At 67.8% G+C, this 24,014-nt stretch carries 23 protein-coding genes; 6 read left to right on the plus strand and 17 right to left on the minus strand.

Annotated elements, in window-relative coordinates:
* Positions 1-66: 66 nt before the first annotated feature.
* Positions 67-1,725, plus strand: a complete 1,659-nt coding sequence (gene eccE, locus NM2_RS26765) for a type VII secretion protein EccE (RefSeq protein ID WP_067674121.1) — start codon at positions 67-69, stop codon at positions 1,723-1,725.
* A gap of 21 nt (positions 1,726-1,746) precedes the next feature.
* Here eccE and NM2_RS26770 read toward each other — a convergent pair whose 3' ends face one another.
* Both NM2_RS26770 and NM2_RS26775 read right to left on the minus strand, forming a co-directional pair.
* Positions 1,747-2,487, minus strand: coding sequence for an SDR family oxidoreductase (locus tag NM2_RS26770; protein WP_067674123.1), 741 nt, complete (start codon positions 2,485-2,487; stop codon positions 1,747-1,749).
* A 121-nt stretch (positions 2,488-2,608) separates the two neighbouring features.
* Positions 2,609-3,169, minus strand: a complete 561-nt coding sequence (locus NM2_RS26775) for an NADPH-dependent FMN reductase (protein WP_067674207.1) — start codon at positions 3,167-3,169, stop codon at positions 2,609-2,611.
* 558 nt (positions 3,170-3,727) lie between these two features.
* Between NM2_RS26775 and NM2_RS26780 the strand changes: the two genes are divergently transcribed.
* The gene (locus NM2_RS26780) at positions 3,728-4,702 is read left to right on the plus strand and encodes a GAF domain-containing protein (protein ID WP_067674125.1); all 975 of its coding nucleotides are present in this window, start codon (positions 3,728-3,730) and stop codon (positions 4,700-4,702) included.
* Between the two features lie 7 nt (positions 4,703-4,709).
* Here NM2_RS26780 and NM2_RS26785 read toward each other — a convergent pair whose 3' ends face one another.
* Both NM2_RS26785 and NM2_RS26790 read right to left on the minus strand, forming a co-directional pair.
* Complete coding sequence (locus tag NM2_RS26785) at positions 4,710-5,879, minus strand: NAD-dependent epimerase/dehydratase family protein (protein ID WP_067674127.1); 1,170 nt, start codon at positions 5,877-5,879, stop codon at positions 4,710-4,712.
* 87 nt (positions 5,880-5,966) lie between these two features.
* Positions 5,967-6,776 (minus strand): S-methyl-5'-thioadenosine phosphorylase, encoded by an 810-nt coding sequence (locus NM2_RS26790; RefSeq protein ID WP_067674129.1) that lies wholly within the window; start codon positions 6,774-6,776, stop codon positions 5,967-5,969.
* 126 nt (positions 6,777-6,902) lie between these two features.
* Between NM2_RS26790 and NM2_RS26795 the strand changes: the two genes are divergently transcribed.
* On the plus strand, positions 6,903-7,238 hold the full coding sequence (locus tag NM2_RS26795; protein ID WP_067674131.1) for a metal-sensitive transcriptional regulator: 336 nt from the start codon (positions 6,903-6,905) through the stop codon (positions 7,236-7,238).
* 192 nt (positions 7,239-7,430) lie between these two features.
* On the opposite strand, the gene NM2_RS26800 is transcribed toward NM2_RS26795, so the two are convergent.
* Both NM2_RS26800 and NM2_RS26805 read right to left on the minus strand, forming a co-directional pair.
* Positions 7,431-8,255: an LLM class F420-dependent oxidoreductase gene (locus NM2_RS26800; RefSeq protein ID WP_067674133.1), complete on the minus strand. Its 825-nt coding sequence runs from the start codon at positions 8,253-8,255 to the stop codon at positions 7,431-7,433.
* A 53-nt stretch (positions 8,256-8,308) separates the two neighbouring features.
* Positions 8,309-9,166: a hypothetical protein gene (locus tag NM2_RS26805; RefSeq protein ID WP_067674135.1), complete on the minus strand. Its 858-nt coding sequence runs from the start codon at positions 9,164-9,166 to the stop codon at positions 8,309-8,311.
* Positions 9,167-9,378: 212 nt separating this feature from the next.
* Between NM2_RS26805 and NM2_RS26810 the strand changes: the two genes are divergently transcribed.
* Entirely contained in the window at positions 9,379-10,059 is a 681-nt protein-coding gene (locus NM2_RS26810) for a respiratory nitrate reductase subunit gamma (RefSeq protein ID WP_067674137.1), read from the plus strand.
* A 217-nt stretch (positions 10,060-10,276) separates the two neighbouring features.
* Here the strand turns inward: NM2_RS26810 and truA are convergent, their stop codons facing one another.
* The 9 genes from truA to NM2_RS26860 all read right to left on the minus strand — a co-directional run bounded on the left by truA (position 10,277) and on the right by NM2_RS26860 (position 16,514).
* The gene (gene truA, locus NM2_RS26815) at positions 10,277-11,119 is read right to left on the minus strand and encodes a tRNA pseudouridine(38-40) synthase TruA (RefSeq protein WP_067674139.1); all 843 of its coding nucleotides are present in this window, start codon (positions 11,117-11,119) and stop codon (positions 10,277-10,279) included.
* An 87-nt stretch (positions 11,120-11,206) separates the two neighbouring features.
* The gene (rplQ, locus tag NM2_RS26820) at positions 11,207-11,728 is read right to left on the minus strand and encodes a 50S ribosomal protein L17 (RefSeq protein ID WP_067674141.1); all 522 of its coding nucleotides are present in this window, start codon (positions 11,726-11,728) and stop codon (positions 11,207-11,209) included.
* 47 nt (positions 11,729-11,775) lie between these two features.
* Positions 11,776-12,834: a DNA-directed RNA polymerase subunit alpha gene (locus NM2_RS26825; protein ID WP_040818611.1), complete on the minus strand. Its 1,059-nt coding sequence runs from the start codon at positions 12,832-12,834 to the stop codon at positions 11,776-11,778.
* A 107-nt stretch (positions 12,835-12,941) separates the two neighbouring features.
* Positions 12,942-13,547, minus strand: coding sequence for a 30S ribosomal protein S4 (gene rpsD, locus NM2_RS26830; RefSeq protein WP_067674143.1), 606 nt, complete (start codon positions 13,545-13,547; stop codon positions 12,942-12,944).
* 21 nt (positions 13,548-13,568) lie between these two features.
* The gene (gene rpsK, locus NM2_RS26835) at positions 13,569-13,982 is read right to left on the minus strand and encodes a 30S ribosomal protein S11 (RefSeq protein ID WP_067674146.1); all 414 of its coding nucleotides are present in this window, start codon (positions 13,980-13,982) and stop codon (positions 13,569-13,571) included.
* A 9-nt stretch (positions 13,983-13,991) separates the two neighbouring features.
* The gene (rpsM, locus tag NM2_RS26840; RefSeq protein WP_067674148.1) at positions 13,992-14,363 is read right to left on the minus strand and encodes a 30S ribosomal protein S13; all 372 of its coding nucleotides are present in this window, start codon (positions 14,361-14,363) and stop codon (positions 13,992-13,994) included.
* A gap of 220 nt (positions 14,364-14,583) precedes the next feature.
* Entirely contained in the window at positions 14,584-14,697 is a 114-nt protein-coding gene (gene rpmJ / locus NM2_RS26850) for a 50S ribosomal protein L36 (protein WP_040818798.1), read from the minus strand.
* A gap of 94 nt (positions 14,698-14,791) precedes the next feature.
* Positions 14,792-15,013, minus strand: a complete 222-nt coding sequence (gene infA / locus NM2_RS26855; protein WP_040804562.1) for a translation initiation factor IF-1 — start codon at positions 15,011-15,013, stop codon at positions 14,792-14,794.
* A 250-nt stretch (positions 15,014-15,263) separates the two neighbouring features.
* Complete coding sequence (locus tag NM2_RS26860; RefSeq protein ID WP_067674152.1) at positions 15,264-16,514, minus strand: MFS transporter; 1,251 nt, start codon at positions 16,512-16,514, stop codon at positions 15,264-15,266.
* Between the two features lie 927 nt (positions 16,515-17,441).
* On the opposite strand from NM2_RS26860, the gene NM2_RS50320 reads away from it, so the two are divergent.
* Positions 17,442-19,079 (plus strand): MinD/ParA family ATP-binding protein, encoded by a 1,638-nt coding sequence (locus NM2_RS50320; RefSeq protein WP_439956922.1) that lies wholly within the window; start codon positions 17,442-17,444, stop codon positions 19,077-19,079.
* Between the two features lie 403 nt (positions 19,080-19,482).
* Here NM2_RS50320 and NM2_RS26870 read toward each other — a convergent pair whose 3' ends face one another.
* Both NM2_RS26870 and NM2_RS26875 read right to left on the minus strand, forming a co-directional pair.
* The gene (locus NM2_RS26870; RefSeq protein ID WP_245718234.1) at positions 19,483-20,868 is read right to left on the minus strand and encodes an MFS transporter; all 1,386 of its coding nucleotides are present in this window, start codon (positions 20,866-20,868) and stop codon (positions 19,483-19,485) included.
* A 32-nt stretch (positions 20,869-20,900) separates the two neighbouring features.
* Positions 20,901-22,766 (minus strand): bifunctional sugar phosphate isomerase/epimerase/4-hydroxyphenylpyruvate dioxygenase family protein, encoded by a 1,866-nt coding sequence (locus NM2_RS26875; RefSeq protein ID WP_245718235.1) that lies wholly within the window; start codon positions 22,764-22,766, stop codon positions 20,901-20,903.
* Between the two features lie 232 nt (positions 22,767-22,998).
* Between NM2_RS26875 and NM2_RS26880 the strand changes: the two genes are divergently transcribed.
* Entirely contained in the window at positions 22,999-23,967 is a 969-nt protein-coding gene (locus NM2_RS26880) for a zinc-dependent alcohol dehydrogenase (RefSeq protein ID WP_067674159.1), read from the plus strand.
* Positions 23,968-24,014 lie beyond the last annotated feature (47 nt).

Below are 24,014 nucleotides of genomic sequence, written 5' to 3' on the forward strand. Positions count from 1 at the left end.
TTCACGGGGACTTCAGTTCAGCTCGGCCATCGAATCTGGCCGACACCGGGTACATGGGGGACCACGATGGCCGAACCCAGCGGGGCGAAAAGGCGTCCGCTTCTCGGGCGTATCACGCTGTCGAATCTGCTTGCCGCACAACTGCTCGGCCTGGTGGTCGCGCTGGTTGTGCTGGCCGTGCGCCTGCCTGGCTGGTATGCGCTCGGTGCGGCGATCGTGGCGGGCCTGCTGCTGCTGATCCCGTTCGGCAAACGCACGGTCGCCTCCTGGATCGCCACGATCTGGCGCTTCTCGAGCAAGCGGGAGTACGAGATCGGCGACACGATCGACTTCCGTGGTCCGGACGGGCGATCGCTCGGCCTGTTCTGGGAGGGCAGCCGGGTGGTCGCGGTGGTCGAGGTGCTGCCCCCGCGCGGCGGGCTGACCCGGATCGACCGCAGCACCGTGCACGCCTCGCACCTGCTGCCGATGCCCGAGCTGGCGAAATGCCTGAATCAGCACGACATCCTGCTCAGCGGTATCGACATCATCAGTCACGGACACCGCAGCCGCTCGGGCACCCCGGCCGGGCCGATCTACGAATCGCTGCTGGGCCCGCTGCCCGCGACCGCGCATCGCACGGTGTGGCTCGCCATCAGCTTCGACGCCCTGGCCTGCCCCGGCGCGGCGGACCGGCGGGGCGGCGGGACCGAGGGCGCGTGCCGCGCGGTCACCGTGGCCACCCAGCGGATCCAGCGTGCGCTCGAGGATGCGGACTGCTACTCGCGCGTGCTGACCGCACCGGAGATCCGGCAGGCGGTCCTGCAGATCAGCGCCGGGATCGACCCGCGCACCCTGACCCACCGCTGGCGATACGCCGAACTCGGCAACGGCGTGAACATCGGCGCCGCAGTCGATCCCAAGCGACTGGGTTCGGATCTGCTTGCCCAACTGTGGGTTCCGCAATCGCGCGGCACCACGGTCGCGGTGCGGCTGCGGCCGGGCAGTTCGGCCGAGTCGGTCAACATCGGCGCGGCCTGGCGGCTGACCGCTCGCGAGATGCCCGAGCAGATCAAGCGCAAGGGCATGGTCTCGATGAGCGGGCGGCATCGGCAGAATCTGCTGGCGCACTTCCCGATCGGCATTCCGGACGTCGACGATACGGTGCCGGTGGCGGAGTTCCCGATCGACGTGATCGACGCACTGCATCTGCCCTCCTCCGGTTGCGGCCAGCTGATCGGCTCCGACTCCGAGGGCAACGGTGTCGCGATCCGGCTTGTCGGACAAGGCATTTCGACGGTGTACGTGGCCGGTGAGCTGTATCTGGCGCAGCAGCTGGTGTTCCGCGCGCTGGCGGTCGGCGAGCGCATCCTGATCCGCACCGACCGGCCGGGCGCGTGGGAGCAGCTGGTCAGCACCATCGGCAATCCGGAGCGGCTCACCATCGCGGTGGAGACCCATCAGAGCGATGCGGCGTTCACCGCCGCGGTCGTGGACGGGGTGCTCGCACCCGCGCCGCACGCCGGTGTCACCACCATCTACGTGACGGGCGATCCGATGGGCTGGCCCGCCACAAAACCCGATCTGCAGATCCATCAGCCCGGCGCGATCGGCAATCACGTCGTGCTGCGCACCGGTACCACGCAGGTCGATCTCAGCCTGGTCTCCATTCCGCGCGAGTCCACCTACATCGGCTCACCCCGCGGTCAGCAGCAACAGCAGCGCCGGGCGATGGCGAACGGCTGACCTCGGCGCTGTCGGACGCGTTCAGTTCTGCCGGGTCGGGCGGATGGTGATGTCGCCGATCTCCACGTCGTCGGGCTGTTCGATGGCGAAGGCGATGGCGCGCGCGACCGCGTCGGGGCTGATCCCCAACTCCGCCATCCGCTGCTGAATCTGTTCGCGCTGTTCGGGATCCTCGACGTAGTCGACCAGTTCGGTGCGCACGAATCCGGGCGAGACCGAGGTCGTGCGCAGGACGCCGTCGGTGGACTCCTGACGCAGCGCCTCCAACAGCGTGCGCACGGCGTTCTTGGTCCCGGCGTAGACGGCCTGGCTCGGCACGATCTTGAGCCCGGACGTCGAGATGGTGGTGACGAAATGTCCGCGGCCCTGACTGCGGAACACCGGCAGGGCGGCGGCGATACCGTGCAGGACGCCGCGCACGTTGACGTCGATCATGGCGTCCCAGTCGTCGAGGTCCAGGGATGCCACGGGTGCGGTTCGAGCGATGCCCGCATTGCTCACCAGCACGTCCAGGCGTCCGAAGCGGTCGACGGCCAGCTCAACCAGGTCCACGAGATCGGCTCGCCGGGTGACGTCCACCGCGAGCATCTCCGCGCGCCCGCCCTTCTCCCGGATTCGCGCCACCAGCTCCTCGAGCCGGTCGGTTCGCCGCGCGCCCAGTACGACAGCCGCCCCGCGCGCGGCCAGTTCCGTTGCCGTCGCCGCGCCGATGCCGCTGCTTGCTCCGGTGATGGCGACGATCTTGCCGTCCAGTCCACTCATCGAGATACCTCCTGGTCAGAGAATCGTTGGATCCCGTCGTGAGCGTACCGGACAACTGTCCGTTTAGCTGAGTGGCGGCTGCCCCATCGCGTGGGACAGCCCGAGTCGGGCGCCGAACGGGTCAGCCCGGATACGGATCCGTGCTGCGCGCCTCCCGCAAATGCCCTGCCCACCAGGCGAGTTGACGCAGCAGCCGCTGGGCCGCGTCGATCGCCGCGCCGTCGCGGGTCTCGCCGTCGGCGTCGAAGGCCCGCTTGGCCTGATGGAAGCTGACCGATTCGCGGATCGAGACCATGTGCACCTCGGCCACCACCTGACGCAACTGCTCGACGGCCCGCAGACCACCCGACAGGCCGCCGTAACCGACGAAGCCGATGGGCTTGGCACGCCACTCGTGTTTGGCGGTGTCCAGGGCGGTCTTCAGCGAGGCCGGATAGCCGTGATTGTATTCCGAGGTCACCACGACGAAAGCGTCTGCGGCGGAAAGACGTTCGCGGTAGGTTTCGGTCTCGGGCGTCTCGGACAGGTCGACCGGTAGCGGGGTGTACAGCAGATCGATGACGCCGACGTCGAACCGGTCGTCCGCTCGCGCGGTCCGCAGAAACCAGTCGGCGACGACCGGTGCGAACCGCCCCGGCCGCACACTGGCGACGATCACCTCGAGCCGCAGCGGAGTATCCATGTCCGCGAGCCTAATCGCACCGGCCGCCTCCCCGACCGGACCGTCAGGCCGAACCGTCGCCGTGGCGAATCCGGCCCGGCCCGCGTCCGGACCGGACACTACGAGCAATGCGACGATTCCGCGCAGCACAGCGAGACATACCCCTGAAAACCCACATCAACAGGGCTGATCCCGCGCCGAACTCACCTCTCGGGAACTATGGCCCAGCTGAGCGATGCCCCGACGATTTGAACAAGACCACGGCCAGGGTCGATTCTGTACTGGGCGAGGCGGAACCTCACAATCCAGCGCCGCCCACCCGAACTCGCTCGAGTTCCGCCCCCAGGGCAACGCCAGCTCCGAGGCCGGGGCCCGCCCCGCTCCTGGACCGGGTGGAGCGAGGGAGCGGAGGCAGGGAAGGACCGGGGTTGACAGGGCCCCGCCACGCCGCAGCGAAGCGGAGGCCGAAAGTACAGCCGGAGGCCAACGATCCGGTCGTCGGCGTGATGGTGCACGATGTTCGCTGGCTGTGGTGGACGCCACGGGTGTGAACCAGCGAATCCGGGGAGAGGTCGGACCATGGGTCTCGGGGATTGGCTGTTGATCGAGACGCTCGGCACAGCCGAGAGCTGGTCCGTGCTGGCCGTGGGCACCGCGCCACGACGGTGGAAGTCGTTGGCGCGCACGGTACCCGGCCGGGTTCTGCCGGTGATCGCCGCGGCGCACGCCACCGGCGAGCCGGTCGAGCGGATCCTGCCCAAGTCACGGCACGCCTGGTCAGAGCAGCCGACGCGGGCCATTCCCGTTGTCGGACCGGATGATCACGTGCACGCGGTGCACGTTCGGGTGGGCGAGGGCGATTCCGAGCCGGCGCCGGCCGCGCCGTACCTGTACACCAACGACGATCGGCGCCTCGAAGTCGTCTCCGCCGGACTCGGGCCGGACTTCGACCGTGGCCGCTCGGTGTGGATAGGGGCCGAAACCTTCGAGTACGTCGAACGTTTCGACGATGCGCTCGATTGGGTGGCGACCATGGCGCAGGCGACACCGGGCGCGCGCTGGCTGGGCGAGATGACCGTTCGCATCCCCAATGGCCTGCGCACGCTGATGACCGCGGCCCGCAGCGACGACGAGGACCCGCGCCGCTGGCGCGGAGTGATCGTCGACATCACCGACAGCGTTCCGCCGCAACGCAAATCGTTCGAGGCCGCGACGGTGGACACGCTCATCAACGCAAATCCTGGACTGTATCTGGCGGTCGTGGACACCGAGCAGGTCCGCGTGCTGCGCTGGATCAGCGAGCCGATCCCGGGTCTGCGCTGGTCCGGCGACGTCGAGGAACGCACTCTGCCGCATCCGGACGATCTGGACCGAATTCGCGCCGCCCGCAACGACGTTCGAGCGGGCGAACTCAACCAGACGCTGCCGGGACTGCGCCTGGCCGCCACCGACGGCAGCTGGCTGCGGGTGGACGCCGAGATCAGTCCGCTCCCGCACGGGATCTCCGACCACGACTCCCCCCGCTTCGCCCTGGTCCGCTTCGAGATGTCCTGACGCCCGGTCAGGGGCGCACGCCGGTCGCGGCGGTCGCGGCATACTCGGCCAGTCCCTGAGCCGGAGCCACGGCTGCGGTGAAATCCACAGTGCGACGGGCACGTTGCGGATCGGCGACGATATGCCGGGCGTCGGTGATCCGATACTGGCCGCTGACAACGGGATTCGGGCCACCGCGGGCCCGGGACATGATCGAGGCCACCTCCCACAGCGTGATCGGGTGTCCGGAGGCGATATTGAGCGGAACGAATCCGGACAGCGGACGCGCCACGACCGCCGCGGTGGCGGCCGCGATATCTCGGACGTGCACGAAATCCCGCACCTGCCCGCCGTCCTCGAAGACGTACGGCGCGCGTCCGGCCGCCAGTTCCGCCCGGAATTGCGCCGCGACGCCGGAATGCGCGCTCAGCGCGGCATTCTCGTGCATCGGATCGCCGTACACGTGGTGATACCGCAGCACCGTGACGCCCGCGCCGGTGGCCGCGCCCCACGCCATCGCGTAATTCTCCTGCGCCGCCTTGCTCGCCGCGTAACCGGTCCGCGGCCGCAGCGGTGCGTCCTCGCCGACCGGCTCCCAGGTCAGGATCTCCCCCGACCGCGGCGCGCGGTGGTCGAACATTCCGCGGTCCAGATCGGCCCGGCGGCGCACCCCGGGAAAGAACGGCCCGCTGCGCAGCCCGCGATACCGTCCCTCCCCGTACACCGACACCGAGGAGGCCAGCACCAGCCGCCGGGTTCCGGCGCGTTCCATCGCGGCCAGCAGGACCGCGGTGCCGAAGTCGTTGTGCGCGGCGAACATCGGGGCGCGCTGCACATTCGGGCCGTCCGGCCGCACCGCACGCATCGCGCCGGTGTTCGACCCGGAACCGTTGTTCTGCCGGGGCAGGCCGGGCGGACCCTGCACACTCGTCGACGAGCCGGTCCCGCCCCCGGCCGAGGATCCCGGCGGAATCGCGGCGGCCAGATGGACGACCACATCGATGCCGCGCAGCAGCGGGTCGAGCGCGTCCGGATCGCGGATGTCCGCGCGCACGATCCCCTCGGGCGGAACCGGATCGGGCCCGTGCACGGATTCGAGCAACGCGTCCAGCGCGACCACCTCGTGCCCGGCGTCGGTGAGCGTCCTGCGCACGTGCAGTCCGATGAATCCCGCCGCTCCGGTCAGCAATACCCGCATGTCATCCCCATCGGTCCGCGAATCCCCCGCATGAAGATCGGCACGAGCGCCGCTGGAGCCGAAGCCTGCGACGGTGCACCCATGACATCAGGGTAGTTCGAACGGCAGGCTCACACCGGCATGGACACGGCAGCTCGCACAGGTGTCGGTGCCCTCGACCGCCGCGACCGCGTGGCGCACGAGTCTCTTGAACGGCACCAGGTTCTGCTCGAACGCGGCGAAAACGGCAGCGGCGCTGACGCCTTCGCCCGCCTCCAGACCGGCGTCCAGATCGGTCACCAGAGCGATTGCCGCATAACACATTTCGAGTTCGCGAGCCAGGACGGCCTCCGGGAATCCGGTCATGTTCACCAGTTCCCAGCCCTGCGCGGCGAACCAGCGGCTCTCGGCGCGGGTGGAGAATCTCGGGCCCTGCACCACGACCATCGTCGCGGCCGATTTCAGCGGCAGCTCGGGAACCGCGGATCGGGTTGCCGCGCCGCGCAGTTCGTCGCAGTAGGGGTCGGCGAACGAGACGTGGATGCCGCCGTTGTCGAAGTACGTCTGTGGCCGCCCGGACGTGCGGTCGACCAGCTGATCGGGCACCGCGACCGTCCCCGGTCCCCAGTCCGCGCGCAGACTGCCCACCGCGCAGGGCGCGAAGATCCGCCGCACGCCGATCGACCGCAGCGCCCACAGATTCGCCTGGTAGGGCACGGTGTGCGGGGAGAACTCGTGTTTGCGGCCGTGCCGCGGGAGGAATGCGACCTGTCGCCCCTCGACCTCCCCGACGGTGATCGGCGCACTCGGCGCACCGTAGGGCGTGTCGACCTCGAGACTCACCGCGTCGTCGCCGAAGAAATCGTAGAAGCCGCTGCCGCCGATGATGGCCAGCGCGGGCCGGGGAACCGAACTCATGCGCCGATTCTCGCGCACCCCCGCGCCCCGGGCGGAAACCGGGGCGCGACCACTCCCACCAGCCTGTACCCTGGTGGGGTATCACAGACGGCAGGCTCGACGGGGCTGGGAGAAGAGGGCGATCCGGTGACCGAGGACGACATCACCACGGCGGAGACCGCGTCGGGTCACGATCACGCCGCCCACGGGTACATCACCGCCAAGGACGACTACCTCAAACGCCTGCGCCGCATCGAGGGCCAGGCTCGCGGCCTGCAGCGCATGGTCGAAGAGGAGCAATACTGCATCGACATCCTCACCCAGGTCTCGGCCATGACCAAGGCCCTGCAGGCGGTGGCGATGGGCCTGCTCGAGGATCACATCGGCCACTGCGTCGTCGACGCGGCCGTGCGCGGCGGACCCGAGGCCCAGGAGAAGATCAAAGAGGCCACCGACGCGATCGCCCGCCTCGTGCGCTCCTGAGCGAGCGGCACGAAACCACAGCGTCCGTCACGGGGGCCATCGCATCGAGCGGGGGCGTCCATCACATGCGACCGGTCAAGCGGGCTCGGCGATGAACGATCCGCGCTACACGCTTTCGACAGCGCCCGCATCCGTGCCTGCCGGGGTTCGGCGGCGGGTACGGATGCGGGCGCGAGGTAGGTGTCCGGCCGGTCAGCCGAGTGCGGCGGCGAGGGTGCGCAGGGTGCCCATGTAATCGTTGCCGAGCGCCTGGATGGCGACGGTGTCGGCGCCCGCGGTGAGATGCTCGGTCAGGCCCGCCGCGATCTGCTCGGCGGTGCCGTGCAGGGCCAGCGCGTCGATCAGCTTGTCACTGCCGGGCGCGGCGAGGTCCTCCTCGCTGAAGCCGAGACGGCTCAGGTTGGAGACGTAGTTCCGCAGACCGAGATAGAACTTGACGACATCGCGGCCGGTCGGGCGCGCGGTGGCCGGATCGGTGTCCAGGACGATCTTGTGCTCGGCGACCAGCAGGGCGTCCGGGCCGAGGATCTCACGGGCCTCACGGGTGTGCTGCGGCGTGGTCAGATACGGCAGCGCACCGGCGGTGCGGTCGCCGGAGAGCTTCAGCACCCGGGGGCCGAGCGCGGCCAGGGCCATCTGCTGCTTGGGCACACCGGCCCGGTCCAGCACGTCGATGTACTCGACCAGGGCGTCGTACGGCTTGCGATATTCGTTCTGGTGTTCGGGATGACCGATCCCGACGCCGAGGATGAAACGCCCCGGGAAACGCTTATCGATCCGGTGGAACGACTCCGCGGTCTCCGCCGCGGGCGCGCTCCACACGTTCACGATGCTGGTGCCGACCACGACGTTCTCGGTCGCCTCCAGCAGCGACTCCACGACGGGCAGCTCGGCGGCGGGTGACCCGCCCAGCCAGATCGAGCCGTACCCCAGCCCTTCCAATTCCTTCGCATCATCCGGAGTCACCGCCCCGTAGTATCGCCACGCCCCGAACCTGCCGAATCCACGAATCGTCATACCGGGTGTGAACCCCGACACTCCGGCACGTATTCCAGCCGCGCGAGGTCCACTTACACAAGTCCCGTTTCGAATTCCGGATGCACGTGGATCGGGAGCGGTTTCGCCGCGACGGGCAGGATCTGCAATCGCGCCCGCGCGACCACCTCGGCGACCTCGTGCGGAATCGCGTCGTCCTCCTCGGGCTCGTCCCATTCCACGCCCGCCTCCATCGCCGCGCGATCGTGCAGCATGCGCGCGTCCAGCGCGGCCTGCACGTGCCAGCGGAAGTCGCCGGCGGTCATGGGTTCCGCGTCGGCGGGTTCCTGCTCATCGGTCAGCCGCCGCGACTCCGTCAGACCCTCTCCGACGAACGGGGCCAAATCGTATGCGGCCCCGCAGTTCTCGTCGTCCACGAAGATCAGGAAGCCGTCCGTGCGGCCCGCCCGCGCGAAACTGCCGAACAGCGTCGCGCCCGTGCCCTCCACATCGGGCCAGCGGACGAATTCGCCCGCGGTGAGCGGTTCGTCCAGTTCGGGGACCCAGGCGGGCGGGACGACACCGGCCGCGGCGAGCCGATCGGCGGCCTCGCGGGCGACCGTGCGCACGGGCTCCACGGTGAGCGCCGTGACACAGCGCAGGAAGGCCAGCGCGCCCGGCGTCGCCAATTCCTCGGCCCGGTCGGCGAACAGCCGCACGAACACCTCCAGGTATTCCGCGCTCTCCCCGTATCCGACCGCGAGCAGCCCCGCCGCCAGATACTCGCCGTCCACCGGCTCGTCCACCCGCTCGAATTCCGTTATCCGCGCGATGACCTCGTCCATCATCTCGGCCACCCCGAGATCGTCGTCCTCGACGACCTCCGCACTGCCTCCCCGCACCTCTGCTCGCTTGTTCTCCTTGCCCTTACGGCCACGGCTCTGCGGACTCATGGGCCCCGAGTCTGCCACCTGCTCCGGCCGACGCACGAACACCCCTCGAAGCGAGTCGGTGCAGGCAGCCGGGACGCACCGTATCAGGTCGGCGGCTATCGGACATTTCCCTGCACCACTTCGGATTCCGCCCCACCCCGGACGCGTCGGCATAGGCTTGCCGAGAACGGCGAACCAGCACGGTCGCCTCCGGAGGGCACCGAGAAAATCTCATGACAACCTTGGTTTGGCTGGTCATCCCCTACCTGGCCTTCGTCTCTTTCGTTCTGGGCCACTGGTGGCGCTGGCGGCACGACCGATTCCGCTCCGGCGTCGTCGCGGCCCGCACCGATTTCTCGCGGGCGGGCCGGTGGTTGTTCCGCATCGGAGTCCTGGGGGTACTGATCCCGCGAGTCGGCCAAATACTGCTCAGCCGTACACATTTCGGTTTCCCCCTGAGCGTCTCGCAGGTGGTGGTCGTCAGCGAGACCGTCGCCGCCCCGATCGCCCTCACCGGTGCGGCCCTCCTGCTGCTGCCCGCCATGGTCGACGGCTCCACTCGTCCGGTGACCATCGTCGACCGCATCACCCTGCCGGTCCTGGCCGCCGCACTCCTGTCCGGTGTGCTGGTGATCTTCGACCCGAGATCCACCGGCTCCCAAGACATCGCGGCCCACACCCTGTTCGTCTGGTTCCCCTCCCTGTTCACCCTCCACCCCCGCCCGGCCGTCATGGCTCATGCTCCGCTGCTCTACCGGATCAGAGCTCTCACGGTGATCCTGGCCATCTCCCTGTGGCCTTACACCAGACTCGCGGGCCTGTTCTTCCGCCCGATCGAACGCAGCATCCACCGGCTGACCAGCGTCCTTACCTCAGCCATCCGCCGGGCGCACAGGGGTAGCGAGTCACCCTAGCGCACAACAGATTTCGCACACCTGCCACTCGCACCGGTGACATCGTCCATCCCGCAACCGATTCCGATCGAGCCCGACGATCTCATGATCGCCGTGGCGACCGCGCCCGCAGCACCCTACCGGGACCGACTCGCTCGGTGGTACCGCTGTCGGGTAGCGAGATCGCCTCGCCCGCACGGTGGTCGAACGTCCGGCGGGGTGGATCGGCGCGGCGGGGTCAATCGCCGCAGCAGCCCTCGGCGCTCGGGACGGTGCGCATCTCTCGGGTCTGGGCGTTGCGGGTGGCCAGGTCCTCGTCCGGCGGGTAGTCGACCGCGATCAGGCTCAGGCCGTGAGCGGGGGCTACGGTGACCGAGCTGGAACGGACTCGTTCGTTCAGCAGTCCGGCGATCCATTCGGCGGTACGGCGTCCCTCGCCGACCGCGAGGACGCCGCCGACCAGGCTGCGGACCATGGACCAGCAGAAGGCGTCGGCGCTGACGTGGGCGGTCAGCAGATCGCCGGTGCGATCCCAGTCGAAGCGCTGTAGTTCGCGGACGGTGGTCGCGCCTTCGCGGCGGCGGCAGAATGCGGCGAAATCGTGCAGCCCCAACAGTTTTCGCGATGCTTCCCGCATCGCGTCCAGGTCCACCGGACGACACGGAACCACGCTGCGGGCCTGCAACGGCGACGCGCCGTAGGGCGCGCTGGTCAGCCGGTAGACGTAGTGTCGGCGGATCGCCGAGAAGCGGGCGTCGAAATCGGCGGGGACGGGCCGGATTCCGGTGACGCGCACATCCTTCGGCAGGAAACGCGCGAGTCGATGCAGCAACTTGTCGACATCGAGTCCGGCGGCGGTGTCGAAATGCGCGACCTGTCCCTCGGCGTGCACTCCGGCGTCGGTGCGGCCCGCGACGGTCAGCTGGATCGGCTCCCGCAGCACCTTGCTCAGCGACTCCTCCAGCACGCCCTGCACGGTGCGCAGCTCCGGCTGCCGCGCCCACCCGGTGAAATCGGTGCCGTCATAGGAGACGTCCAGCCGTACCCGAATTGCAACGGTCCGCCCGGACGAATCGGACATGGTCACAGCGATCTCCTGGTTAACATGAGCGAAGCCCGCCGACCCGGAGGGGACGGCGGGCTCGCGCATGGCATCCGACGACAGCGGTCAGGCGTCCTCGGTGGCAGCCTCGTCGGCCTTGGCCTCGGCCGGAGCCTCGGTCTCGGCGGACTCCTCGGACTCCGCAGCCGCTTCGGCCTTGGGGGCCTCCTCGGCCTTGGCCTGCTGCGACGCGGCGACGCGACGGGCGCGATCGGCCTCGTTGCTCACGGTCTTCTCGCGGATCAACTCGATGATCGCCATGGGCGCGTTGTCACCCTTGCGCGGCACGGTCTTGATGATCCGGGTGTAACCACCCTCGCGGCCCTCGAACGACGGTCCGATGGTCGCGAAGAGTTCGTGCACCACATCCTTGTTGCGGATGACCTTGAGCACCTCGCGACGGTCGGCGAGCGTGCCGGCCTTCGCCTTGGTGACGAGCTTCTCGGCGTACGGGCGCAGCGCCTTGGCCTTGGCCTCGGTGGTCGTGATCCGACCGTGCTCGAAGAGCGCCTGCGCCAGATTGGCGAAGATCGCCTTCTGGTGCGACGCCGACCCGCCGAAGCGAGCACCCTTCTTGGGCTTGGGCATTGGTTGTTCTCCTTTGGGAAGGCCCCGGGGACGCTGCCCCGTACGGCCTAGAGCTGTTCGGTTTCGGCGTAGTCCTGCTCGCCGTTGTCGGTGTCGCTGAACGTGCCGCTGTCGCTCCAGGTGCCCGTGGCGGCGTCGTAGCCGACGACGCTGGAAGGATCGAAGGAGGCCGGGCTGTCCTTCAGAGACAGGCCCAGCGAGTGCAGCTTGACCTTGACCTCGTCGATGGACTTCTGCCCGAAGTTGCGGATGTCCAGCAGATCCGACTCGGTGCGCGCGACCAGCTCACCCACGGTGTGCACACCCTCGCGCTTGAGGCAGTTGTACGACCGCACGGTCAGGTCCAGGTCCTCGATCGGCAGCGCGAACGAGGCGATGTGATCCGCCTCGGCCGGGCTGGGCCCGATCTCGATGCCCTCGGCCTCGACATTGAGCTCACGCGCCAGACCGAACAGCTCGACCAGGGTCTTACCGGCAGAGGCCAGCGCATCCCGCGGGGAGATCGAGTTCTTGGTCTCGACGTCCAGGATGAGCCGGTCGAAGTCGGTACGCTGCTCGACACGGGTCGCCTCGACCTTGTAGGTCACCTTCAGCACCGGAGAGTAGATCGAGTCGACCGGAATCCGACCGATCTCCGCACCCGACGCCTTGTTCTGCACGGCCGGGACGTAACCGCGACCGCGCTCGACCACGAGCTCGATCTCCAGCTTGCCCTTGTCGTTCAGGGTGGCGATGTGCATGTCCGGGTTGTGCACGGTCACGCCCGCCGGGGGGACGATGTCACCGGCGATGACCGCGCCGGGACCCGACTTGCGCACGTACATGGTGACCGGCTCGTCCTCTTCGGACGACACGACCAGGCCCTTGAGGTTCAGGATGATGTCGGTGACATCCTCCTTCACGCCCGGGACGGTGGTGAACTCGTGCAGCACGCCGTCGATGCGGATGCTCGTGACGGCGGCACCCGGGATGCTCGAGAGCAGGGTGCGGCGCAGCGAGTTGCCGAGGGTGTAACCGAAACCCGGCTCGAGCGGTTCGATGGTGAACTTCGAACGGTTCTCGGCGATAACCTCTTCGGTCAGCGTCGGTCGCTGTGAAATCAGCATTTTCTTCCTCCTTCTGGACGCCCGCTATTTGACGTCCACGACTGGAATGAGTGGAACCACCCACAATCTCTCCACAGGCGGTTCCACCAGCGGCGATATACGCCTTGTTACTTCGAGTAGTACTCGACGATGAGCTGTTCGTTCAGCGGCACATCGATCTGCGCACGCTCGGGCAGCTGATGCACCAGGATCCGCAGCCGGCCCGGCACGACCTGCAGCCAGCCCGCGCTCGGACGGTCGCCGATGGTCTCGCGCGCCACCTGAAACGGCAGCGTCGGCAGCGACTTCTCCTTGACATCGATGATGTCGTACTGGCTCACCTGGAAGCTGGGAACGTCGACCTTGCGGCCGTTCACCAGGAAGTGGCCGTGCGAGACGAGCTGACGGGCCTGCCGACGGGTCCGGGCCAGACCGGCGCGGTACACGACGTTGTCCAGACGCGACTCCAGCAGGCGCAGCAGGTTGTCACCCGTCTTGCCCTTCTGGCGGTTCGCCTCCTCGTAGTACCGGCGGAACTGCTTCTCCATGACGCCGTAGGAGAAGCGAGCCTTCTGCTTCTCCTGCAACTGCATGAGGTACTCGGATTCCTTGATCCGCGCGCGGCCGTGCTGGCCGGGCGGGTAAGGACGACGCTCGAACGCCTGGTCGCCTCCGACGAGGTCGACGCGCAGACGACGCGACTTGCGGGTGATGGGGCCTGTATAACGAGCCATTTTTCGCTATTTCCTTTCCCGCTAGACGCGACGCCGCTTGGGCGGACGGCAGCCGTTGTGCGGCTGCGGGGTGACGTCGGAGATCGTGCCCACCTCGAGGCCCGCGGCCTGCAGCGAACGGATCGCGGTCTCACGGCCCGAACCCGGGCCCTTGACGAACACGTCGACCTTCTTGACGCCGTTCTCCTGCGCCTTGCGGGCAGCGTTCTCGGCGGCGAGCTGCGCGGCGAACGGGGTCGACTTGCGCGAACCCTTGAAACCGACGTGGCCCGAGGACGCCCACGAGATGACGTTGCCCTCGGGGTCGGTGATCGACACGATGGTGTTGTTGAACGTGGACTTGATGTGCGCGTGGCCGTGCGGGACGTTCTTCTTGTCCCTGCGCCGCGACTTCTGGGTCTTCTTGGGGCCGGAGGCCCGACTCTTCGGAGGCATCGGTTATCCCTACTTCTTCTTGCCGGCGACGGTCTTCTTCGGACCCTTGCGCGTGCGCGCATTGGTCTTGGTCCGCTGGCCGTGCACCGGCAGGTGGCGGCGATGGCGGATGCCCTGGTAGCAGCCGATCTCGATCTTGCGGCGGATGTCGGCCTGCACCTCGCGGCGCAGGTCACCCTCGACCTTGAGGTCCGACGCCTCGATGTAATCGCGCAACCGGGTGACGTCGTCGTCGGAGAGGTCCTTCGAACGCAGGTCCGGGCTGACGCCCGTGGCCGCGAGGATCTCCTTGGAACGGGTACGACCGATACCGAAAATGTAGGTCAGTGCGATCTCCATGCGCTTCTCGCGCGGGAGGTCGACGCCCATCAGACGTGCCATATGGCATGTTCCTTCATGTTGCGGAGGTCTGCTCCCTGGCCGTCCCCTCGTCTGGGGCCCCGGCCTCCGTTCCGGGGGTGGTTCCGGCATCCGCCCGCCTCGTCCGAGGACTTCGCGGGCTCGCCGATGCCGTGTGGCTCTGGGAGTTCTTCATATATGTGCCAATCCGAACCGCGTTCGGTGCTTGGCTGGTGCGCGAGCCGAGGCTTCCCTCGAGGGACTAGCCCTGACGCTGCTTGTGCCGCAGGTTGTCGCAGATCACCATGACCCGGCCGTTACGGCGGATCACCTTGCACTTCTCGCAGATCTTCTTGACGCTGGGGTTGACCTTCACGTCATTCCAATCTTCTCGGTGTTCACCGGCTGTGAACACAGGTTTTCCCCGACCGGTGCGGCCGGGGAAATCTATGGGGCGATCGCCGGAGCGATCACTTGTAGCGGTAGACGATGCGACCGCGGGTCAGGTCGTACGGCGAAAGTTCCACGACCACACGATCCTCGGGGAGGATGCGGATGTAGTGCTGCCGCATCTTGCCGCTGATGTGGGCGAGAACCTTGTGACCATTTTCCAGCTCGATCCGAAACATCGCGTTGGGCAACGGCTCGATGACCCGGCCCTCGACCTCGATGGCCCCTTCCTTCTTCGCCATATCCTCCGCGATCCCGTTTGCGCTGAAACCCTGATTGGTCGCAGCTCGTCGGCGGATCTCTCCGCCGTCACCGTCTGTTTTTGCGGCCGACTCTCGTGCACTTTCGCCGACCGGGTGCCATACTCACCGGACAGGAACATGCAGACATGAACCGACCGGCGAACAGATGCACCGCCGACCAAGCTTACCCGCGCGTAGTTCTCGGGCCAAACCGCCCCTTTCGCTTTGCGCGAAGCGCGCTCACGACAGCTCAGGCGAGGGGGCCGCGGCCTGTCCTCGGGCCCCAGACGCTGATCAGGGCGAACATGATCAGCAGGGCCGCGGTGATGATGGTGAAGACCGTGCCGGGACCGCGGCTGTCCAGGAGCGGGAGCAGCAGGAACGGCTGGATCGCGGTGCTGAGTTTGGACAGCGAGTAGGTCGTGCCCGAGGCGGTGCCGCGGACGCTGGTGGGGAACGATTCGGGCAGGTAGGTGTGGATCGCGTCGGAGAACACGTTGCTCGCCAGCGTGAACAGCCCGCCCGAGATCAGGATCAGCGGCACGCTGACGGCGAATCCGAAGATCAGGCCGAAGACCGCCATCGCGGCGGTGGCGGCCAGCACCAGATATTTGCGTTCCATCCGCTCGATCAGCGGGATCGCCAGCAGCGAGCCGATCGGATAGCCCAGATAGGTGATCGCCAGGTAGCCGAGCGAGTTGAAAACCGTGAAACCCTTGTGCTGCAACACCAGAACGGCCAGCGTGCCGAAGCCGTAGTAGCCGAAGACCTGCAGGATCATCGCCGCCGAGAACAGCAGCGTGCGGGTGCGCAGCGGTGCGGCGAGGATCTCGGTGAAGGGGGTGCGTCCGGCGGCGCGATCTCGATGTTGTTCCCAGCGTGGGGATTCGGGCATGAACCGGCGCGCGAAGAACACCAGCGCCGCGCCGAGTCCGCCGATCACGAAAAGCCAGCGCCAGCCGTCGAATCCCAGCGGTTCCAGCGGAACCAGCCAGCGCGCCAGGAATCCCACGGCTGGGACGGCGCAGAAACCGATCGTGTAGGCGATCGAGATCATCCGGCCGCGCACCTGCGGCGGCATCACCTCGGACAGATAGGTGTCCGCGAGGGTCATCTCCGCGCCGATGCCCAGACCGGCCAGCATGCGGGTCACCATCAGGAACCAAACATTCGGGCTGAACGCGCCCAGCAGCGTGAATCCCGCGTAGAGGCCGATATTGATCATGAACATCCGGCGGCGGCCGAACACGTCCGACAACCGGCCGAGCACCAGCGCGCCGATGAACTGGCCGACGAACGCCGAGGCCAGGATGCCGCTGAGCTGATACGTCGACAGATGCAACTGCGCTTTGAAGACGCCGGTGATCGTCCCGGCCAGGAACAGCTCGTACAGATCGAAGAACAGCCCCATGCCGACCAGGGCGACGAGCCTGCGATGGATGGGCCGTACCGGGAGTTCGTCGAGGCGCGCGGTGTCCTCGTGATCGACCGATGATGCCATTGCGCCCTGCTCCCGAACTCGTACAACTCGGCTACAGCGCACGCCGAGCCGGGCCGAGACTACACCTCGCACTCCTGTCGCACCTGCCTGCGCGATGCAGCGGCGGATCACTCGCCATCGGGTGCGCTCGCGTAAACTGCGGACTGTCCAGGTAATCGGCCGAGCAGATCCCAGGGGGACACCAGTGAGCGAGCGCAGCGACTACGTCGGCGACGCAGCGCACGCGGTCATGGCGAGCACCGGCGGGGTGTCGCTGTGAGCAACAACGAACTTCCCATGCTGCCTCCGTGGCTGTCGGAGAGCGAAGACACGCAGTCCGGATACGAAGCCCCGGTACAGAATCTGCCGCAGCGCGACCTGATCTCGGAGAAGCCGTCCAAGTTCCGCTTCGGCCGCAAGCCCGAGGGCGAGCGTCCCGATCCCGGACTCAAGGGCCGCACCAAGAAAAAGGGTAAGTCCAAATCCGAGGATGCGCCCGAGCAGCGACCGTGGGGTGAGCCACAATCCGAGTCGCAGGCGTGGGGTGAACCGCAGCAGAGCGCAGTCGCGCAGCGCCCCAACGGGGAATTCCACCAGCCCGGACCCGAGAATCCGCAAGCCATGGGGGGATTCCCGCAGCCCGACAACGGATTCGGGCCCGGCCCCCGGCCGGACACCGGCCCGCAGCAGATTGGCCAGGGTTTCCCGGGTCCCGATCAGCGCGGTCCCGGGCCGATGCCGCAGAACGAATTCGTTCAGCCGCAACAGAATCAGCCGCAGCCGCCCGGCCCGGTACCGCCGCAACAGTTTCCGCCGCGGCAGTCCGGTCCGATGCCGCAGGTCCCCCCGGCGCACCCGGACGGGCCGCCCGCGAACCGACCGCCGATTCCCGAGGCGCCGCAGGCATATTCGGGTCCCGCGACGCCGCAGTCCGGCGATTCCGGGGATATGACCGTGCGGGTCGGTGGCCGACCGGATCTGCCGCCTCCCCCGCAGCAGACACCCCAGCGGCCGCCGCTGCCCGAACCTCCGGGGCAGCACGAGGAACAACCGGCCCTCGACGAGGGCGAGAGTGCGCCCGCGTGGGTCGGCGGGTTGGATTCGGCTGCGCCGCAAGAGAATTCCATTGCTCCGGGACCTGAAGCCGAAGCGCCGCAGCGGCTGCCCGATTCCCCTGCCCCGCAACCGAATGCGCCCGAGGCATTCGCACAGCCGCCCGTCGCGCCCGAGCGTGGTATCGATCCCGACAGCGGGCGGCATCAGGCCTTCGACGCGCCCGCGCCGACCCACCCGGGCCCGGACGATCGGACCGTGGTCGCGGGCCGCCCGGACGAGCAGCATCCCCTGGCCCCGTATCCGCCTGCCGCACAGGGATTTTCCAGCGATCGGCCGTCGTCCGGCGGCTATCGCCAGGTGCCGCCGCCCGATGCGCCGAATTTCGCCGCGCAGCAGCCGCCGGTCGCCCCGCGCAACGAGCAGTACCCGCCCGGTCCGGCCCAGCCCGATCCGCGTTTCGGAGCTCCGGCGCAACCGCCCGTTCAGGGCAACCAGTGGCAGTCCCCGCCCCCGCAGCAGGGCGGTCAGGGTTATCCACAGCAGTACCAGCAGGGTCAGTACCAGCAGCAGCCGCCGCAGTATCAGCAGTTCCCTCCCGGGCAGCAGCCCTCACTGGACGACGTCCCGGTGCGCCGGGCCAAGAAGGCGCCCGGCACCGGATGGCGGCGCACCGTGCACCACATCTCCGGCGGCGCGATCAATCCCGGCATGTCGGCCGAGGAGCGGCGCCTACAGGAGTTGGTCGCCCGCATCCGCCAGCCGGTCCGCGGCGATTACCGGATCGCGGTGCTCTCGCTCAAGGGCGGCGTCGGCAAGACGACCACGACGATGGGCATCGGCTCGATCTTCGCCTCGATCCGCGGTGACCGCGTCATCGCGGTGGACGCCAACCCGGACTTCGGCACGTTGTCCCAGCGCGTGCAGTTGCAGACCCGTTCCACGGTGCGCGATCTGCTGCTGGACCCGTCGATCAACTCGTACTCGGACGTCCGCCGACACACCTCGCAGGGCACCAGCCGACTGGAAGTGCTTGCCAGCGAACGGGATCCGGCCGCCTCGGAATCCTTCAGCGATGAGGAGTACCGCAAGGTCGCCCGCGTCCTGCAGCGGTTCTACAACATCATCCTCACCGACTGCGGCACCGGCCTGATGCATTCGGCGATGGCCGGCGTGCTCGAGCTGGCCCACTCGCTGGTGCTGATCTCGTCCTCGGCGATCGACGGCGCCCGCAGCGCCGCGGCCACCCTGGACTGGTTGTCCCTGCACGGCCACGACCACCTGGTCCGCAACGCCGTCGTCGTGATCAACCTCCCCCGCCCCGGCTCCCCCAACGTCGGCATCCAGCAGCTGCGCGAGTACTTCCTGTCCCGGTGCCGCGCGGTCCACATCATCCCCTACGACGCACACCTGTCCGAGGGCGCCGAGATCGAGCTGGCCCGCCTGCACAAGACCACCAAGCGCGCGCTGGTCGAACTCGCCGCCACCGTCGCCGACGATTTCGCCACCGAACACCACCGCTTCAGCTATTGACCCGTTCGACACCGAACTGCCCCAACCGAATTCGCGCCCACTTCCACACGGAGGTGGGCGCGAACCCGTTCTCGGTCGGGATTAGTCTGCTTGCGCCGCAATGCACGACATCGCTCCAGTCGGGCACCATCCTCCAGGGCGGCCCCCCTTGTCGGCGTCCCGGTGCACAGGGCCGAGAAGGCTCCCGGCCCCGGATGGCAGCGCACCCCGCATCCCATCTCCGGCGACGCGATCAATCCCGGCATGTCGTTCGAATGCGTTGTCGGCCGGAAAGTTTCACTGACAGCCCATTGCGCACATCAGTATCCGGAAATCGACAGGAAAGCACTCACCGTCTGGAATTGCCCACGTGCAGTCGACGTGCGACAGTTCCTTGCCCAGTTGAGCGGCGGGGACCCAGCGCTCAGGCCACTGCGGCTCCGGCACGCATGCGTCGGTATTCCTCCTGCGGAACGGATTTCGCGGTGGGGGTGCCGAGTTCCTCGAGTGGGATGCGGTATGTCTCGCGCGCGGAGAGGGCGGCGATCGCCGCGAGCGCCGAGCAGCCGAAGGTGAAGGCGCCGACGATGAGCGGGACGTTCGCATGCGGCGGTGCGACGATCGCGAAGACCGTCGGCAGGAACGCGGTGACCAGGGTGCCGATGTTCTGCGAGACGGCGAAGCCGGTGACCCGGGTGCGGGTGGGGAACAGCTCCTGATAGAAGGCCGGGAAGACGGCGTTGTAACCCTGATAGACGATGCCCCACATGAGGATTGCCAGCACGAAGGTCAACAGCATGTTGCCCTGGCTGATGGCCCACAGGTAGCCGAAGGACAGGGCGCCCGAGCCGAGCGATCCGACGATGATGCACGGCCGCCGGCCGATCCGGTCGGACAGGTTGCCGACGAACGGGATCAGCAGTACCGCAACGGCATTGCCGACGACGGAGATCCACAGCAGGCCGGTCTTGCTCATCCCGATGCCGTAGCTCGCGTTGGTGGCGTAGGTGGCGCCGAAGACGGCGGCGGTGGTCGGGATGATGTTCATCAGCGACATGCACACCACGCGCAGCATGTTCGAGCCGCTGTCCCGCGCGGCCTCGACGATCGGGGCCTTCACTACCTGTTGCGCGTCCTGCTCGGCCTGGAAGGCGGGCGGTTCCTCGACCCCGCGACGGATCAGATAACCGGCGAGCAGCACGAAGAAGCTGAGCAGGAACGGGATTCGCCAACCCCAGCTCTGGAAGGCGTCCGTGGGCAGCAGCGCCGCCATCGGCAGGAACGCGGCGGCGGCGATCAGCTGACCGGCTTGGGTGCCCTGCAGGGTGAAGCTGGCGAAGAATCCGCGTCGCCCGAAGGGGGCGTGCTCCACGATCATCGCGCTGGCGCCGGACATTTCACCGCCGACGGCGAAGCCCTGGATCAGCCGCATGATCACCAGCAGTACCGGGGCCAGGTAGCCGACCGAGTGATAGGTGGGCAGCAGCGCCACCACGAAGGTGGACACGCCCATCATCATCATGCACAGGACCAGCATGTTCTTACGGCCGTGCCGGTCGCCCCAGTGGCCGAGGACGAACGCGCCCAGCGGCCGGGCTACGTATCCCACCCCGAAGGTGGCCAGCGACGCCAGAATGGCGACGGTCGGATTTCCCTTGGGGAAGAAGATGACCGGGAAGACCAGCGCAGCGGCCTGGGCGTACACGAAGAAGTCGTAGTACTCGAGGGCGCTGCCGATCCAGCCGCTGGCCGCGGCCTTGCGGGGAGTCTTGGCCACGGGCGGTGACGGAGGAGGTGTGGAGGTACTCACTGCTGATCTTTCTGTCCGGTCGACGTTGACACTCATGCAGGGGGCTGGAGGGCGAGACGGCGAGCGCGGTGGGAGCTCATCCGCACCGGGGCGTTGACCGCGCCGAAGCCGCGGTAGCCGCCCACGCGCTGGACGATCTCGAAGAACACGCGACTGCCGAGGAGTTCGGTGTAGAGGTGGTAGAACTCGCCGTGCTCGTCGCGGTCGTACATGATGCCCAGGGCGGCCATGCGGTCGAGTTCGGCTGGGGAGAAACCGATTCGAGCGCCGAGATCGGCGTAGTAGTTCGGCGGGATATCCAGTATCGGCGCGCCGCGGCGACGCAGCTGGGTCGCGGTGGCGAAGATGTCGCCGGTGCCGAATGCCACGTGCTGCGGATCGGGCACGCCGGGCGCCCAGGATCCGCGGCGCAGCAGGGTGGAACTCAGCACGATGCGCAGGGTTTCGCCGTCGTTGCTCACGGTGCGGTCACGCACCAGGCCGTAGGGCGCGGCGAATTCGGTCTCGGCGGCGATGTCCAGGCCCAGGGCGGCACGATAGAACAGCGCGGCCTCGTCGAAATAGTCGAAGGGCTGGGTGAGGCCGAGATGATCGACACCGGTGAGCCCGGCGGGCGCGGGCGCTTCGGCCGCGAGTTCGACATCGGCTCGGGCGGGGGCGAAATCGCCGAGCCAGCCGTCGAAACCGGTGCGGCAGAAGAAGACCGATGATCCGTCCGGCGCCGCGACATGGGCCAGGTCGGCCTCGGCGGGAGCGTGTACGCGCGGCAGGATCGGCGCCTTCATGGCCTCGGCGCGAGCCGCCGATCGCCCCGGGTCGTCGCTCTCGACGGCGAAAGCGCCGATCTCCGCGAGGTCGGGGTGGTGATGTTCGGTGACGGTGCCGTTCAACAGTATTCGCGCCCGGCCCTGCTGCCACAGCTGCACGGGTTTGCTTCGATGCGTTCCGGTATGTGTGAAGCCCAGGGCCGCAAGCGTTTCCGAGATACGTCCGGCGGCCGCCCCGCCGACGCCGAGTTCGGTGAACGCGTGCCCGAGCAGCTGCGGCGGGGCCGGCGGCCGTGACTCCTCGGCGCACCCCGTCCGGATGACGTGCTGTTCCTGCAACCACAGCAGCGAACGCATCGCGTCGCGCGCGGCCCGATGCGGATCGGCTTGGCGGAAAACGTCATTGAAGACCTCGAGTGAGAGCGGCCCGGCATATCCGGCGTCGAGGACATATCCGAGGAAGGCGGGCAGATCGAATGCGCCCTGCCCCGGGAACAGCCGGTAGTGGCGGCTCCACTGCAGCACGTCCATGGCCAGTCGCGGCGCATCGGCCAACTGCAGGAAGAAGATTCGGTCACCGGGCAGTTCCGCGAGACCCGCGGCGTCATCGGTGCGGGACAGGATGTGGAAGCTGTCCAGGCACAGGCCCAGCGCCGGATGGTCGGCGGCGCGCACGATCCGCCAGGAGTGCTCCCAGGTGTTGACGTGCCGTCCCCACGCGAGCGCCTCGTACGCGACCCGCAAGCCGCGCTCGGCCGCGTGTTCGGCCAGGACCCGCAGTTGTTCGGACGCGAGCTCATCGTTGTCGACGACATGTGGCGCAACCGATGAGCAAACGAGCACCGTGTCGACGCCGAGCTCAGCCATCAGGTCGAATTTGCACAGCGCTCGGCGCAGGTTGGCCTCGAAGACCTCCTTCGGAACGGCCTCGATATCCCGCATCGGTTGATACAGGTCGATCGACAGCCCCAGGTCCGCGCAGCGCCGCCGCACTCGCGAGGGGCCCAGCGGACTGGCGATCAGGTCGTTCTCGAACAGCTCGATGCCGTCGAAACCGGCCGCCGCGGCGGCGGACAGCTTGTCATCGAGCGTGCCGGACAGGCACACGGTGGCAATTGAGCGTGGGGTCACGGGTGATTCCAAATCCGATTCTGTTCGCATTGCGAACACATGTGCGTAATGTAGACACACAGTAAGGGTGATGCGAGTCACTGTCAATCAACCGAAGAGCTTAGCCGGTCACGACGATGAAACAGATAGTGCCATGTAGAAACCTTGAAACTGACACTTGAGCCACCGGATCGACGGGTCTAGCATGTTCGTATAGCAACCATTTGTTCGCAATGCGCACACAGGAGAATTCATGAAGGCAGCGACTCTCGTTGCACCCGAGCGGATTTCGGTCATCGAGGTACCGCAGCCCGCCCCTGGGCCGCGCGAGGTCCTGGTACGCATGCGAGGCGTGGGACTGTGCGGCTCGGACCTGTCGGTGTACCGGGGTCACCGCACGGTTCCGCAAGTCCCCTGGATCCTCGGCCACGAAGGCGTCGGCGATATCGTCGCCGTCGGCGCGGAGGTCGATGAGCAAAGAATCGGCGAACAGATCGCCATAGAGCCGAACTACTGCTGCATGCGGTGCGAGGCGTGCCGGCGCGGATTCACCTCCGCCTGTCCGAACCGGATCATCGTCGGCATCAACACACCGGGCATCATCGCCGAATACGTCACCGTGCCAGCCGATTTCGCATTTCCGGTGGCATCGCACGTGAGCCTGCGGGACCTGGTCTGCGCCGAACCGCTGACGGTGGCACGCGCGGCCATCCGGCGGTCGGGGATCACCGCCGGGGACAGCTGCCTGGTGGTCGGCACCGGTTCGCAGGGCCTGTTCCTGTGCGAACTACTCGTCGACGCGGGCATCACACCGCACGTGATCGAACCGCACGGGGGTCGGCGAGCCTTGGCCGAGGCGCTCGGCGCGATCGCGGCCGTGGAATCCGACACCGGCTTCGACTACCTGTTCGAGACCTCCGGCGTGCCCGCCGCCCTGCCGCCCGCCCTGGCCCGGCTCGCCACGGGCGGCACCGCCCTGCTGATCGGGCTCAGCACCGAACCGGCGGGGGTGTCCAGCTTCGACATCGTCTACCGCCAGCTGCACCTGGTCGGCTCGCTCATCTACGACCACCCCACCGACTTCGCCGACACCGTCGCCCTGCTCGACGGCGGCCTGTCCCCCAGCCGCGTCCTGCACGCCGAATTCCCGCTCGACGAGACCGCCCGCGCCTTCGAGGCCGTGCGATCCACACCCGGCAAGTGCTGGATCCGGCTCGACTGACCCGACTTACCGACGACAGCAACAGCAGTTCAGATAGTTCATATAAG

The organism is Nocardia miyunensis NBRC 108239 (assembly GCF_001613065.1).
Lineage (GTDB): Bacteria > Actinomycetota > Actinomycetes > Mycobacteriales > Mycobacteriaceae > Nocardia > Nocardia miyunensis.

Coding starts and splice junctions, on each gene's coding strand:
- eccE (WP_067674121.1), top strand. CDS start 67: ATGGCCGAACCCAGCGGGGCGAAAAGGCGTCCGCTTCTCGGGCGTATC.
- NM2_RS26770 (WP_067674123.1), bottom strand. CDS start 2,487: ATGAGTGGACTGGACGGCAAGATCGTCGCCATCACCGGAGCAAGCAGC.
- NM2_RS26775 (WP_067674207.1), bottom strand. CDS start 3,169: ATGGATACTCCGCTGCGGCTCGAGGTGATCGTCGCCAGTGTGCGGCCG.
- NM2_RS26780 (WP_067674125.1), top strand. CDS start 3,728: ATGGGTCTCGGGGATTGGCTGTTGATCGAGACGCTCGGCACAGCCGAG.
- NM2_RS26785 (WP_067674127.1), bottom strand. CDS start 5,879: ATGCGGGTATTGCTGACCGGAGCGGCGGGATTCATCGGACTGCACGTG.
- NM2_RS26790 (WP_067674129.1), bottom strand. CDS start 6,776: ATGAGTTCGGTTCCCCGGCCCGCGCTGGCCATCATCGGCGGCAGCGGC.
- NM2_RS26800 (WP_067674133.1), bottom strand. CDS start 8,255: ATGACGATTCGTGGATTCGGCAGGTTCGGGGCGTGGCGATACTACGGG.
- NM2_RS26805 (WP_067674135.1), bottom strand. CDS start 9,166: ATGAGTCCGCAGAGCCGTGGCCGTAAGGGCAAGGAGAACAAGCGAGCA.
- NM2_RS26810 (WP_067674137.1), top strand. CDS start 9,379: ATGACAACCTTGGTTTGGCTGGTCATCCCCTACCTGGCCTTCGTCTCT.
- truA (WP_067674139.1), bottom strand. CDS start 11,119: ATGTCCGATTCGTCCGGGCGGACCGTTGCAATTCGGGTACGGCTGGAC.
- rplQ (WP_067674141.1), bottom strand. CDS start 11,728: ATGCCCAAGCCCAAGAAGGGTGCTCGCTTCGGCGGGTCGGCGTCGCAC.
- NM2_RS26825 (WP_040818611.1), bottom strand. CDS start 12,834: ATGCTGATTTCACAGCGACCGACGCTGACCGAAGAGGTTATCGCCGAG.
- rpsD (WP_067674143.1), bottom strand. CDS start 13,547: ATGGCTCGTTATACAGGCCCCATCACCCGCAAGTCGCGTCGTCTGCGC.
- rpsK (WP_067674146.1), bottom strand. CDS start 13,982: ATGCCTCCGAAGAGTCGGGCCTCCGGCCCCAAGAAGACCCAGAAGTCG.
- rpsM (WP_067674148.1), bottom strand. CDS start 14,363: ATGGCACGTCTGATGGGCGTCGACCTCCCGCGCGAGAAGCGCATGGAG.
- infA (WP_040804562.1), bottom strand. CDS start 15,013: ATGGCGAAGAAGGAAGGGGCCATCGAGGTCGAGGGCCGGGTCATCGAG.
- NM2_RS26860 (WP_067674152.1), bottom strand. CDS start 16,514: ATGGCATCATCGGTCGATCACGAGGACACCGCGCGCCTCGACGAACTC.
- NM2_RS50320 (WP_439956922.1), top strand. CDS start 17,442: ATGACCGTGCGGGTCGGTGGCCGACCGGATCTGCCGCCTCCCCCGCAG.
- NM2_RS26880 (WP_067674159.1), top strand. CDS start 22,999: ATGAAGGCAGCGACTCTCGTTGCACCCGAGCGGATTTCGGTCATCGAG.